This is a genomic window from Lachnoclostridium sp. An169 (assembly GCF_002160525.1).
GTDB classification, from domain to species: domain Bacteria; phylum Bacillota; class Clostridia; order Lachnospirales; family Lachnospiraceae; genus Mediterraneibacter; species Mediterraneibacter cottocaccae.
In genome coordinates, this window is record NZ_NFKT01000015.1 from 61,091 (window position 1) to 75,051 (window position 13,961).

At 51.6% G+C, this 13,961-nt stretch carries 13 protein-coding genes; all 13 read right to left on the reverse strand.

Annotated elements, in window-relative coordinates; translation table 11 throughout:
- Positions 1–79 precede the first annotated feature (79 nt).
- The 13 genes from B5F07_RS11820 to B5F07_RS11880 all read right to left on the reverse strand — a co-directional run bounded on the left by B5F07_RS11820 (position 80) and on the right by B5F07_RS11880 (position 13,911).
- The gene (locus B5F07_RS11820) at positions 80–295 is read right to left on the reverse strand and encodes a hypothetical protein (protein ID WP_087161490.1); all 216 of its coding nucleotides are present in this window, start codon (positions 293–295) and stop codon (positions 80–82) included.
- Complete coding sequence (locus B5F07_RS11825; RefSeq protein ID WP_087161491.1) at positions 268–2,121, reverse strand: hypothetical protein; 1,854 nt, start codon at positions 2,119–2,121, stop codon at positions 268–270. Before B5F07_RS11825 ends, B5F07_RS11820 begins: the two co-directional genes overlap by 28 nt.
- Positions 2,122–2,179: 58 nt before the next feature.
- Positions 2,180–3,292, reverse strand: a complete 1,113-nt coding sequence (locus tag B5F07_RS11830; protein WP_087161492.1) for a glycoside hydrolase family 53 protein — start codon at positions 3,290–3,292, stop codon at positions 2,180–2,182.
- A 57-nt stretch (positions 3,293–3,349) separates the two neighbouring features.
- Positions 3,350–4,192, reverse strand: a complete 843-nt coding sequence (locus tag B5F07_RS11835; RefSeq protein ID WP_087161493.1) for a sugar ABC transporter permease — start codon at positions 4,190–4,192, stop codon at positions 3,350–3,352.
- Entirely contained in the window at positions 4,192–5,637 is a 1,446-nt protein-coding gene (locus tag B5F07_RS11840) for a carbohydrate ABC transporter permease (RefSeq protein WP_087161547.1), read from the reverse strand. The genes B5F07_RS11835 and B5F07_RS11840 overlap by 1 nt, the downstream gene beginning before the upstream one ends.
- A gap of 145 nt (positions 5,638–5,782) precedes the next feature.
- Entirely contained in the window at positions 5,783–7,081 is a 1,299-nt protein-coding gene (locus B5F07_RS11845; protein ID WP_087161494.1) for an extracellular solute-binding protein, read from the reverse strand.
- 280 nt (positions 7,082–7,361) lie between these two features.
- Positions 7,362–8,375: a LacI family DNA-binding transcriptional regulator gene (locus tag B5F07_RS11850; protein WP_162613119.1), complete on the reverse strand. Its 1,014-nt coding sequence runs from the start codon at positions 8,373–8,375 to the stop codon at positions 7,362–7,364.
- Between the two features lie 227 nt (positions 8,376–8,602).
- On the reverse strand, positions 8,603–8,983 hold the full coding sequence (locus B5F07_RS11855) for a hypothetical protein (RefSeq protein ID WP_087161496.1): 381 nt from the start codon (positions 8,981–8,983) through the stop codon (positions 8,603–8,605).
- Between the two features lie 69 nt (positions 8,984–9,052).
- On the reverse strand, positions 9,053–10,753 hold the full coding sequence (locus B5F07_RS11860) for a polysaccharide biosynthesis C-terminal domain-containing protein (RefSeq protein WP_162613120.1): 1,701 nt from the start codon (positions 10,751–10,753) through the stop codon (positions 9,053–9,055).
- A gap of 90 nt (positions 10,754–10,843) precedes the next feature.
- A complete protein-coding gene (gene ybeY, locus B5F07_RS11865) occupies positions 10,844–11,344 on the reverse strand; it encodes an rRNA maturation RNase YbeY (RefSeq protein WP_087161498.1) in 501 nt (166 codons plus the stop codon).
- Complete coding sequence (locus tag B5F07_RS11870; protein WP_087161499.1) at positions 11,341–12,336, reverse strand: PhoH family protein; 996 nt, start codon at positions 12,334–12,336, stop codon at positions 11,341–11,343. The genes ybeY and B5F07_RS11870 overlap by 4 nt, the downstream gene beginning before the upstream one ends.
- Positions 12,311–13,627, reverse strand: coding sequence for a sporulation protein YqfD (locus B5F07_RS11875; RefSeq protein WP_204248841.1), 1,317 nt, complete (start codon positions 13,625–13,627; stop codon positions 12,311–12,313). The genes B5F07_RS11870 and B5F07_RS11875 overlap by 26 nt, the downstream gene beginning before the upstream one ends.
- Positions 13,624–13,911, reverse strand: a complete 288-nt coding sequence (locus B5F07_RS11880; RefSeq protein WP_242972514.1) for a YabP/YqfC family sporulation protein — start codon at positions 13,909–13,911, stop codon at positions 13,624–13,626. The genes B5F07_RS11875 and B5F07_RS11880 overlap by 4 nt, the downstream gene beginning before the upstream one ends.
- Between the last annotated feature and the right edge of the window lie 50 nt (positions 13,912–13,961).

Sequence of the window (13,961 nt, forward strand, 5' to 3'; positions counted from 1 at the left end):
ATGTTTCCGCAACAAAGTGCGCCCCGGGCATTTTTCCCAAGATGCCCGGGACGCACTTTTGTCTCATAAAATCACAGATTTAGAAATCTTCCATCTTATATCGCCTCATCATTGCGCCGTATTTCATCCGGATGACTTCATTTCTCTTAAGAACATCCTCCTCATTCCCGACATACTGGCAGCGGATGCAGTAATATTCGTCCTTATCCTTATCATAGAACATATCGATATCAAGATCTCTCATAAAACACATCGGACAGCGGTAATTTAATCTGCCTTTTCCAGCTTGAGCCATGTGGACACTACCTCCTTATCAGAAACTTCTGTCGTATATCCCAGCGTAAACATCGGTGAGAATGCATAGCCCTCGCGGACGTAGCCTTTCGCCTCTTTTTTATCCATGCTCATGGACACCTTTGTCTCAATCTCAGGGATCACTGCACTGACGCTGTCTGCTCCTTCCAGATCAGCTTCCCTGCACTTATATTCATAGCGGATAGTCTTCTCTTCTCCCACCTTCGTGCAGGCAAGAGTAATGCCCGTCATATCCTCCGGATATTCAGTTGTTCCGTAACATGCGACCATGTATTCGTTCAGTTCGACTTTGGCGGACGGATCGCTCATCTCCAGTATATTTCTCTCAATCTGAATATCGGATTCGCCCTCCGCAAAGATCACCCGTGTCTGAAGCTTCACTGTCAGATCCGCGAACTCAATCTCCACCGGATCAAGGGTAAGGATCCTCTTTTTCCTGCCGCCCTCCATTTCTTCTTCCGAGAAATGCGCTTTCGTGCGGCACAGGCACAGATCCACTTCTTCGCCGTTGTGGGTAAGTTTCGCGCTGCGCACGGTTCCTTCACCTGCGTAATGCGTGAAGTATCCGGCTCTGTATTTCTCCTGGATCAGGAACGGATAAGACGCGTCCTGCACATGTTTTGTCCCGATTCCGACTTCCCATTTAAGCTTCGCCGCATAGGGCCGCAGATCTACGATCGCGCCGCCCTGATCCATATTGACGCAGGCTCTCATATACGGATCGCAGTACCAGAAGACCTGTTTATCCGATCCGTAGAGGATATCTCTCCACAGCGCGCACTCCGGTTCCGTATAAGTCTTTTTCTGACGGTAATGATCCGCGAACTCCGCCATTGTCATATCGACGAGTTTGCCTTCTTTTTTGAGCTGCCCGTAATATGCCATGCCGTCCTCATAGGACTTTTTGAGGAGTTCGTACGGAGCTTCCCAGCGTCCCATCTTATTGAGCCAGCCCGGTCCTACGAACATCATATTGTAGGCATAACCGTTGTTATATTTCTCAAGTGCGCGGTACTGGTCGATGAGGTTGTACAGATACGGATACTCCCATGTCTTTGTATCATAGATCATTCCGCGCAGCACGTTCTGGGGATGGGTTCCGAAGTTGGATCCGTTCCCGTCGTAACATGCCAGCAGGTCACGGGAGAGATGTGGGATCGCCACCACGCCGCTGTCCTCCGCCTCATTCGCCGCCGGCGCGTGTGTGTTCTGCTTTGACGGGATCCACGGGTTCCACGGGCCGCCGTCGAACAGCGTGTACCACGAATTGTTGCACGTGTGGTACGCCTTCGGTCCTTCTTCCCAACAGGTCGCGATCTCACACTTTACGGACGGATATTTCTCCTTGATGTAGTTCGTCAGCTCCGCGTCCATATAGTAGGAACCGGTTGACTCCGGATAGAAGCCGAATGTGTCGTAGAATTTTCCGAATACATCGTCCACGATCGATTTCTTATCCTCCATGGAGAACATCCAGATGCAGAAATCTTTCGTCTTATATTTCTCACGGAATTCCGTGCACGGAAGCCCCAGAAGCGACAGCGCGATCTCATCCCCGTATTTCTCGTGATCTTCCTTCGCGATCTGAATCGCCTCTTCATTAAAGAGAGATGCATATGTCATCTGGATCGTCGTCTTAAGTCCGTTCTTATGCGCAGTTTCCTGCTGGAATTTAAAGATATCAAGAGACTCTGTGAGAAGAGACTTTCTTCCGATATCTTCCTCTTTCCCGTGTCCGGTCACTTTCTCTGCGTACTCCGGCACCATCTCGGGACGATGAATAATATTTACGATAAATTTATCCATGTTTATGTACCAAACCTTTCTGTTTCTGTAAAATCCGTGTCGCATTCCAAGCCGCGCCCTACGGCCGGACTGCTGCAAAATCCCGGATCGTATCAAGCGCCTGAAGGGCATTGCCCCGGTAGTCAAAGAGCGCCTGATTGGCCCATTCGTTTCCGCCCGGACCTTTCTCCTCTATATATGCGAGCGCCGCCCCGTTTGCCCAGCCGCTTCCTTTCACCGGAAGCCAGCCCGGCTCCCAGTAATAAAAGCCGCGGGTTCCTTTCACCCCCGAGATCCTCGTGAGGAAATCCTGCATGAAATCACTCTGCCCCTGCGGCGTCATCGGATACTCCACCTTTGCCGCCAGTTCCGGCTTCGTCGCCATGCCTTTGCGCTGCCCGTCCGGGAGCTGTTCGAAAGAAGCGTAATCTTCCATCGTATGTCCCATGGACACTTCCGCCACGATCAGCTCTTTTCCGTACCGGGCGGATATGTCGCGCATATTGTCTTCCAGATCCTGCAGTGTGCCGTGCCAGAACGGATAATAAGACAGCCCGATCACTTCGAACTCCTCTCCCCGCTTCATAAACTCGTCAAACCACTCTCTGTAGAGCGCGTTGCTGCCGCCGTTATCCAGATGGATCATGACCGGAAGATCCGGATCAACGCTTCTCACCGCCCGTATCCCCGCATTTATAAACCTCGCGATATTGTCATACTGCGGTACTTTCCCGTAAGGCCAGAGCAGGCCGTTTGAAAGCTCATTTCCAACCTGTATCATCGTCGGGAACGCATCCTGCTCCCTCAGCGACACAAGCACCTGTCTGGTGTAATCATATACGGCCTGCTCAAGCTGCGGCACATCCATGCCGCGCCATGCCTTGGGGATGCGCTGTTTGCCCGGATCCGCCCAGAAATCACTGTAATGGAGATCCAGCAGAAATCCCATGTCTCTGGCGAGCACCCGCTTCGCAAGCTCTGTCGTCGTCTTCAGGTCATTGGTGCCCGCACCGTACGGAACTCCCGATTCGCTGTACGGATCATTCCACAGCCGCAGGCGGATCGAGTTCACGCCATACGCTTTCAATATTTCCAGAAGCTCTTTCTCCTGTCCGTCTTTATAGTATTTTGCTCCCAGCTCTTCCAGTTCTTTCAGCGAGGAGACATCCATGCCCTTGATAAACGCTTCCATATACTTCCCTTTCTGTCAGAATGCCGCCGGTGTAAAAGTGCACCGGCGGCGCTTTTATTAACCTTTGACTGCTCCGCCTGTCACGCCCTCTACATAGAACTTCTGCATAATGATAAACAGGATCGAGATCGGGATCGATACGATCACGCCGCCCGCGCAGAACTGTGTAAAGTATGTATTGATCAGGCTCTTCTCAAGCATATTGTATAGTCCGATAGCAACCGTCCACTGGGACGCCAGGCCGGAATTGAGCATCATCTTCGCGTATACGAAGTCCATCCACGGTACAAGGAAAGAACTGATGACTGTATATACGATGATCGGCTTGCTCATCGGCATGACCACTCTCCAGAACACCTTTGCCTCGCTCGCCCCGTCAAGGTACGCTGCTTCACGCAGGGAGACCGGAACCGTATCCAGAAAGCCCTTGGCGATCAGATAGCCCAGTCCGGACGACGCCGAGTAGACAAAGATCAGGCCCAGATGGCTGTTCGTAAGCCCGATGCTCTTTAAGATAAAGTATACGGCGATCATCGCCAGCACGCCCGGGAACAGATTGATGATAACAGCAATGTTCATCAGCGTCTTCCTGCCGCGGAAACGCATACAGGACGTCGCGTACGCCACCATCAGCACAAACGCCGTGGAGATGATGCAGGTAAAACATGCGATGATAAACGTATTCCAGAACCACTGGGGGAACTGCGCCACCGTGTCCGCTCCGAAGAGCAGGTTCTTATAGCTGTCGAGCGCCCACTCTTTCGGGAAAAATGTGGACGAGTTCATACCCGTATATTTGCTGAACGATGTGGCGAGCAGCCACACGATCGGTATCAGCCACACCACCGCAAGAAACGCCAGAAGTACATGTCTTAGAACATCGGATACTTTGATCTTCATTATTGATATACCTCCTCTCGGTCTCCTCTGGTCATACGGCCGAAGGCGATCAGTGTAAACGCTGCGCAGAGTACAAAGACAACAATGCCGATAACAGCCGCCATCTTATAGTTATAGTATTCCTGCGTCAGACGGAACAGCCATGTAACAAGCAGGTCCACTTCCTTCGCCTGCGAGTTGGCGAGCGCCTGATCCGTAGTCGTGTACACATCCTGCGTCAGCAGGTAAATTACGTTAAAGTTGTTAATGTTCTTTACAAAATCCGTCACCAGCGCAGGCCCCGTGATAAAGAGCACGTACGGCATGGTAATATGACGGAAGATCTGTACCGGAGTCGCCCCGTCGATACGGGCACTCTCCACCTGATCCGTCGGCAGGTTCATCAGTACGCCGGTTGCGATCAACATCTGATAAGGCACGCCGACCCATATATTAATCAGAATGATCATCACGTGCGCCCATCCCGGCGATGTAAGGAACGGGATATAGGACGTACTGATCAGCCCGATATCTCTCAGAAAGCCCGTCAGTCCGATATTTGCGCAGATCGTATTGACGATGCCTCCGTCCGCGAAGAAGTTTCTCACCAGAAGCAGGGATACGAACTGGGGCACTGCGATCGTCACCATGAACAGGGTACGCCACATTTTCTTAAGCTTGACCCTCTTATGGTTGATCAGCAGGGATAACAGGATACCGCCGATATATGTGGTAAATGTAGAGAACAGAGCCCACACCAGCGTCCAGATCAGGACTCTCACAAAAGAGTATCCGAACGTGATCGTAAGCCCGCCGCCTCCAAACAGACTGATAAAGTTGTCAAGCCCCACCCATGTAAAAAGCTGTGCCGGCGGCATATGCTGCTGGTCGTAGTTCGTAAACGCCACCAGGATCAGGATCAGAAGCGGCACGACTGTGAAGACTACGACTCCCGCTACCGGAAGCGCCAGCAGCGTCTTATAGAAGTTCTCGTTACGGTAAGTATTCAGATCTTCTCTAAATGTATTGATATGTTCTCCGTTCTCCGCCATCTTCTGGAGCTCATAAGCATGTTTTACATTGGAGATCCAGACCACAAGGAATACAGCCCAGATCACGATGCTTACCACAGAGAACAGAAGGATCATAAACGAGTTGTCGTAATCGTTGATCTCATTTTTCATGGTCACCGGATTGAACTCCGATGCCCGCTTTACGGTTCCCAGCGTGCCGAACTTCGGTATGTAATGTGAAGAGCAGACAACGCTGAACACGATGACCAGCGCTTCAAATATAGTGATCAGGACGGATTTTACATACTGCTTCCTGCGGAAATACCCCGCGCCCATCCAGATCATGGAGAGTTTTACGAAAAGGTCGCCTTTTGCAACGGCTTCTCCGAATCCACGAAAGAATCTGCCGATGCCGCCGAAGACCCCTGCGATCTTCCCTTTCGATTTTTCCATACTTTTCTCCTTCCAAGCCGGATAAAAGATCATTTCATCCGGTCCTCTTTCAAAAACCGGCCGGCTCACTGCTGTATTCCATGTGGCCGGCCGGCTGATCAGGCATTTTTATTGCCGGTTGTTATCTCTATCGTTCCTAATTCCTTTAGTTGACCGGAGCCGTAGCGCCTTCTACCAGCGTATCAAGCGCTGTCTGGATCGCGTCCGTATCATCTGCATTAAGCTCTCCTTTTGCGACGATCTCGCCGAATGTAGCCGCCGGATCCCAGAAGTTCTGTCCTGCAAACTGTACAACACCGAACTCATTCTGCGCTGCAAGGGCTGCAAGAGCTACATTTGACTGTACTGCGTCAGACTCAAGCACCGTGTTGTTTGACGGCCCGATCTGGCGCTCCTCAAAGCGCTGCTGCTGTGCGTTTTCATTTGTGATCCAGTCTGCCAGGAGTGCTGCCCATCCTACGTTCTCAGAATGTGCGTTCACGCCTACCAGCTTGTAACCGGATACAGAAGCCTGCTGCAGCTGGTCGCCTGCGATGGTAAATGTCGGAAGCTTCGTTGCTGCATATCCGTCTCCGAATGCCTGCTGAGCCGCTTTCGCATCCCATGTGCCGGATACTGCCGCGCAGAGCTGTCCGGATGCGATCTGGTTGGAAATATCGCCGTCTGCAACTGCCATAAACGCGGGGCTTCCTGCGATATTCAGCATCGCCTGCGTCACTTCCACGCCTGTGTAATCCGCATTCCCGTTCCAGTCCATGGATGTACTTCCGTCGTCATTAAGTCCCGTCGTAAAGCCTGCGCTGTAGAAGAATGATGCATTGTACCAGCCTGACGCCAGAGTCATGGCAACTTTCTTTCCTGCCTCGTCCGCCTTTGCAAGCATGCCGTCCCATGTAGCCACGTCATCCGCTGAAAGCACGGAAGAATCATAGTACAGGAAATATCCGTTGTCCGCCGTCATCGGGAAAGCGTACAGCGTATTGTTGAATGTAGCCGCCTCGACAGAATCAGCAGAGTTAGCACTCTCGATATCCTCCACTCTCTTGCCTGCGTAAGCCTGGAGAGCCTCGTCCATCTCGTCAACGGACTGAAGTGCTCCCGCATTTACCAGATCCGGAAGCTGGTCAGATGCGAATGCGTATACATCTGCCGCGGCCTCAACGTCTGTCAGGACTGTATCTTTTGCCGTAGACTCACTCTCAACGCCGAGCTCGACTGTGATATTTGCCGCATCGGCATATTCTTCCTCGAAAGAATCGATCAGACTCTGCAGAAGCGTCTGGTCTTCCTCTGCGCCCCACAGTCTCAAGGATACATCCTGCTTTTCGCCTGACACCGTGCCCTCGGACTTGTCCGAAGTATCATCCGGTCTGCTGCCGCAGCCTGCAAGCAGTGTTGAAACCATTGCCGCTGACAACAGTACGCTTACCAACTTTTTCTTCATAAAATAACCTCCTTTTCCGGCCTTTGCCGGAGTGCTTTGTTAATGCTCCTGCACTCTCCGATGTTTTCGCATTCAAGAGTTGCGCAATCGCTTGCTCTGTAGACTATTATAGCACCTGCCGTATTTTTGTACAATGTGCATAATACACATTCATTTCAAAGTATTTTTATATCTTTTATACAAAGATAGCGGCTGAATTTGCGCAACTTGCGCATTTCAGCCGCGTGTCAATCTTCCTCTGTTTTCTTTTTTCAAGGCGTCTCCCTGCCGGGAATTCCCGCTATTTCGTCGATTCCTTGAGCACGACCTCATAGTCAAGCACCGTTTTCGGCGGCACTTCCCTGCCCTCCAGCATATCGATCAGCACGTCGCAGGCAACGCGTCCGATCTCGGTATTGTCAAACTTAAGCGACGTCACCGTCACCGGATAACTGTCCAGCGCCTTGCTGTTATGACACGACGCCACGCGGATATCCTGTGGGATCCTTACCTGTTGGCAGTACAGTTCCTGAAGCACGATATTGCAGACAGCGTCATCCTGGCAGAGAATGCAGTCCGCCTTTTTGCGCACCAGTTCATCGGTATTTTTGCGCATAATCATCTCTGTCGTATTGTCCCTGTATACAAGGTCCATATCCACGTCCGTGCCAATGTCATTGAACGCCTGCCGGTAGCCCTTGTACCGCTCCTCGTTGACGATCAGATTGCCCGCCTGTCCCATATAGGCGATCCGCCGCATCCCGCGGGAGAGCAGGATCGCCGTCAGATCCCTGCAGGCGCCCATATTGTCATGGTCCACCTGCACGACCGTATCGTCGTCCATGGAACCGATGGCTACAAAAGGGCACCCCCTCGACTTCAGGAATCGCGCGAACGAATCATCCCTGTGGGTATTCCCGAGGATCACGCCGTCTACTTTCTCATTGTCCAGAAGCCGCTTCAGCCGGGTCGTATCCCTGCCGTTCGTCGTCACGACGAACATATCGTAGCCCCGCGCCTGCGCCACCTCGTTTACGCCGCACATACATAAGTAGAAGAACGGCTGCGCCACCAGTGTGCGCACCTCAGGGATCAGAAGGGCAATATTCTCCGTCTTTGCCTGCGCAAGACTCTTTGCGCTGCTGTTCGGATGATAATCATGCTCCTCGATAAATTCCAGCACCTTCCGGCGCGTCTCGCTCCCGATCCTCCCTTTGCCGGAGATCGCGCGGGAGACCGTGCTGATCGAAACTCCGAGCTGTTCCGCCACGTCATTGATGGTCAGTTTCTTTTCTTTTTCCTCATTCCCGTTCACCGTACTGCACCTCTTTATTTCACAGTTATTTTCCTCTAGTATGCCCTCTTCGGGGCATACTGTCAATCATTTGCGCAAAATCAGCCGCTCTGACGAGCAAAATATATTATACCAATCTCGTGATTTTTCCTTCTGTTTTGCCGGAAAAACCTCTCTTCACTGATCAGTTCAGCAGAGAATAGGACCGGTACGGAAACGGTTCTGCGAAGGGGACGCCCAAAACCTGCTTAACTGGAATAGTTCTCCAGAAAAGCGTACAGCTCTCCTTCCGAGGCAGCATATTTTCCGGCTTTTACTTCTGCTGCCACGTCATCGGGCAGTTCGTCAGTCGGGATCTCTGTCAGTTCATAGATCGTTGTCCGGTTTCCGAGATAAACCACGACAAACCCGTGCAGTTCACAGATATAATAGCCTTCCACGGCATCCGGATTCTCCTCTTTTACCGCTTCTCCCTCCGCGGAGATACTCTCTGATACGGGAGCGTGTTCTTCGGACCGCGCCGCCTGTCTGTCCATGACAGCCCGGTAGCTCATCTGGTATCCTGCAGCAAGGAGAAGAAGGATCAGCAGTAAAAACGCGAAAAAGCCGGCAATATATTTTGGTTTCATATCATTCAGCTCCTTTTTACAGGAAGTATTGGCTTTTTCTCCGTTTTTATGCAGAATACTGCGGTTGTGTCAGTGTTTTTCTGTCCTGGAGGGTAGCAGATGAAGCGTGCGGCACAGCCGGAATATCCTGCTGCCGGCGGGCAGAAGAAGAATATCGCTTTTGGAGAGCGTGTCCAGTTTCAGAAGTGCTGTGACATACACCAGAATTCCCACTGCAATTCCCAGAATGACCGGGAGAAATCTTCCTCCTGCCAGAAGATCTGTAACCAGATACACCGCATCTCCGACAGCTCCCATCACCGCCGCTGCGGCAGCAGGTCTGACGAAGGAACGGGCTGTGTTGATGCGGAAACCGAAAATGCGTTTCAGGCTGAAATGATTCATCAGGCCGAGGACAAGAAAGAATGCAGCGTCTGCGGCAGCCAGTCCCGCCAGTTCTGTTTTTATGCCGAAAAGTCCGATACACAGAACAGCTATCGAAAGAAGAAACCCGGCAAATGTATTCCGGATCAGCGTTGTCAGGTGCCCTGTGAATGCCAGAATCACACCGGATACTCCTGCTGTTCCGAAGAAAAATATGACAGAGGAACCGTACCAGAAGAGAGGGATAGCTGCAGATTCCGTATTCTGAAAGAGCAGTTCCATAAGCGGAGCAGCGAAAATGGCAAGCATAGCCCAGGACGGAATCGATACAACGGCTGTCAGACGCAGAGCCTGATCGTACCGGGCGCGAAACACACGGCGTTCCCCTTTCTCATATGCGGAAGCAAGAACGCGGACACATCCTGCACCGATTCCACAGGTGAGAATAAGGGGAAACAGGATCATTGCGCCGTATTTCATCAGATATGTCCCGGTCAGAGAAAGCATCTGTTCTGCAGAAGTTTCCCGGGACTGAAGGGCATAACGGAACAGGGCAAGTCCGGCCGGTTTCCGGAGAAAAAAGAAGGCTGAAAGGGCAAGGGACGGTGCGGCGGCAACAGTCAGTGAACGGAGCAGGGATGGAATCTTTTCCTTCCGGGCGGTATCAATGTGCTTTCCGGTTGCTTTTTTCTGTATCAGAACACAGGAAGTGCGCAGGGCGAGAACAAGAAAAATCAGGCTTAATGCTGTCCCTGCCACCCATCCGGCAGCAGCTCCGGCCGCCCGGGAAACGGCGGGAAGTCCCTCTGAGGAACCGCTGATCCAATGTTTTAAGATAAGGGGCAGCACAAATACTCCTGCCAGTGCCAGAATGACACCGGACAGACATGCAATTATCCGGGATGCGGCAGCAGTGCCGGAACTGCGGATGCCCAGGAAATATCCTTGAAGGATTCCATTTGCGGGGAAGAGAAAAATCCCGGGGGCAAGGCAGCGCAGCACAATGGAGGCAGACGGGTCTGACAACATACGCTCCGCAAAGAAGCCGGCACCCAGAAAGGATGCCAGAGAAAGGGCAAAGGCGGATACGGTTCCAGGAACCAGAGCAGTAAATAAGATGCGGGAACTGTTTTTTCCCTGATTCTGCGCTGACTTTCCGGCTATGGTTTTCCCGACGGCAGCAGGCAGTCCCAGGGAGCCGATGGCGGACAACGTCGCCCCGAACAGGAAAGTAACAGCAAGAACGCCGCTCTCCCTGTCTCCAAGCAGCCGGGTAAGCGGAATCAGGCAGAGCGCGGCAAACAATACGGCAGGAAAGGACGCGGAGAATGCCGCAGCTGCCTCAACAAAATGCCTGTCTGCTTTTCGCCGTTCTTCTGTTTTCTTTCTTCTGATCTGTTCCTGCATTCCGTACTCCTTCTGTTGCATTTTTGATCTTCTTATCCGGATGGTATATTCTTACCACACAAGTCCACGGTATGTTTCTGCCCGCGCCAGCTATTCCCGCGGAATATTTACCTTCTCCATAATCTCACGCTGCTTCTGTTCCATCACCAGACGCTCGTCCTCTTCCATGTGATCGTATCCGAAGAGATGAAGCATGCTGTGGGCGATCAGAAAGGCGTATTCCCGTTTCGGAGAATGACCGTACTGTTCTGCCTGCGCAAGGACGCGGTCCTTGGAGATCACAATATCCCCCAGCATCAGTTCCCCGGATTCCGGATTAAAGATATCTTCCGACTCCTCGTCGAATCTCGAAAAATCTCCGGGAATATCGTATTCCTGCATGGGAAAGGAAAGAACATCGGTAGGGCGGTCAATGCCACGGTGCATCTGATTCATCTCATGGATCTCATCATCTGTGGTGAGAAGGAGATTCACTTCTGCCTCATAGGGACAGCCGATATAGTCCAACGCAGCGGATACCACCAGCTCCGCCGTATTCTCCACATCAAACGGCAGACAGACAGATCCTTCTTCCTCGATAAACAGACTCATGCTTTTCTCCTCCGTGTATTCTTCTGCCGGGCGGCAGATTTTTTCTCATAGTCTTCATATGCCTTGACAATCTTCTGTACAAGAGGATGTCTCACAACGTCCTTGCTCGTCAGAGAGCAGATGGTGATGTCATCCAGATTTTTCACAACCTGCACTGCAACATCCAGACCGGAAGCGGCTCCGGCAGGCAGGTCCTTCTGGGTGGAATCTCCGGTGATAACGACCTTGGAGCCGAAACCGATTCGTGTCAGGAACATCTTCATCTGGGCAGGGGTGGTGTTCTGCGCCTCGTCCAGGATGATGAAGGCATTGTCCAGGGTACGTCCACGCATATATGCAAGAGGCGCCACTTCGATCAGGCCTTTCTCCGAGTTCTTGATAAAGCTCTCCGCCCCCATGATCTGATACAGCGCGTCATACAGCGGGCGCAGATAGGGATCAATCTTGCTCTGCAGATCCCCGGGCAGAAATCCCAGCTTCTCTCCCGCTTCGATGGCGGGACGGGTCAGGATGATCCGGCTGACTTCATTTCTCTTAAATGCAGTAATCGCCATGGCCATGGCAAGGTAGGTCTTTCCGGTTCCGGCGGGACCAAGCCCGAAGGTGATCATGCCTTCGCGGATGGCGTCCACATACCTCTTCTGCCCCAGTGTCTTCGGCTTCACCGGTTTCCCCTGAAGCGTGTAGCAGATCAGGTCTTTATCGATAGCGACAAGGTCTTCCTCCTGATCCTCGTAGACAAGCGAGATCGCATAGTCCACATTCTGTTCTGTTATTGTATTGCCCCGCCTGGACAGCTCCACAAGCTGGGTGAGAATACGAAGCACCTTCTGGGCGGCGCTGTTCTCCCCCACGATCTTTGTCTGCCCGTCCCGGGCAATAAGCGTAACGTGAAAGGTACGCTCGATTTTTTTTGCATAGGAATCAAACTGGCCGAACACATTTGCCTCATGTTCGGCCGGTATATCAATCATCAGTTCCGACAGGCTCATCTGGTTCCTTCCTTTCAATTGTTAATATTTCCGTGTCTGCTTCCCGGGTGATCCGTTCGTTCAGATAAATCGTACCGGAAGCATCGGCAGAATTTTCGCCTATGTGTATTTTAACACTATTCCCGCGGATGTGAATACCCTTTTCCTCCAAATCCTCACAAAAGCGCCTGAAATTCAGGCTCAGCTTTTTCTGAAGTTCCTCCTGCGTACATGTACGCTCTTCTGCCGTGTAGGATCTTGCCTCCTTAAAGCCGAAAGAAAAGGGCAGATAGAAGTTCTCTCCCGCCTTCATCTGTATTTCTTTTGTATAAATTTCGCAGTTTTCAAAGGAATTCCGGACTGTGCCGACAGACGCTGTCCAGCCGAAAAAACGGAAAAAGAACTGGAAACGCTTCTTTCCGTCATACGTTTTTTCCGGTTCCGTAAGAGGAACACTGTCTGAGTATTCCATCTGTGTGTCTGCGTAGATATCGGCATCCGAATGCTGATACTGATACCCGATGACTTCCCCGCTGTCGTTTTTTACTTCAATCCTGCCGAGAACAAGGATGTCACCCGCTTTTACCTGATCTCCGGCATGAACCTGGGGCACTCCGGAGCGTGTAATGATTTCTGTAATCGTGCCGTCGGACGAAGCGATCAGGTCTGTGGCATCCCCTTCGCCTGCGGTTTCGATTTCTTCCGGATTCTGTCCGTCAGAGGATGCGGTGCCGGATGAACCTGTGCCGGACGAAACCGTATCTTTCCGGAAAGTATCATCATTCTCCTTGATCTGGATCTTCAGGCGGCTTCCGTCGATGGAGGCGGATACCCAGACAATATCGTTATATGCCGTCCGGATCTCTTTGACGATTTCCGGGCAGTCCACAGTACGTTTTAACATCCCTGGTGCAACGCCCTCCGAGGCCAGGAATTCCGTCAGTGTTTCATCCGTCCACCGTTCATTCCCCTCAAAATGAATATCCCAGATAAAGAGGGAATATCCGTAGATCAGAAAAATGCAGAGAAGCAGACCGCCGAAGAAAAGTTTCCGGCGCCGGTATCTTGCCAGAAAGAAGGGAAAGCCAAAGCGTTCCAGGACGGTTACTTTTGTATGGGTTTTCCGGACAAAGGGACGGATCCTGCGGAAACCGGAAAGCTGCATGTAAAGCTCATAGGAACCGTCGGCCGGATACAGCCCCCAGATCAGAATATGATGAAAGCAGCACATATTCAGAAAGCGTTCTGGGGAATATCCCTCCACGCGGATTTTGACATATCCTTTCAGGTAACGGATGAGTGAGCGGATCAATCGTCATTCCTCCCGTCGGCAAATTCCAGTGTGCAGATTTTTCCGGTGATCTTCATCTCATCATTGGTGTAATATTCAACCTGCAGACGTTTCCCTGTAAGACGGATCTGCGAACCTTTTACTGCAACACGGATCAGTGTATCCGTATATTCAATAATCCCCCGGTAATTCTCAATACATACTTCATTTCGTCCGAGGATCGTAGTCACTGCAGCGCCGAGCACCACATCCTTGGGCATGCTTGCGGCGGATGCAAGCTTTTCCCGGAACTGTTCTCTTTCCATAAAAATGCCACACATATGCTATTTATAGTCAGTATATGTATGGCATCTGA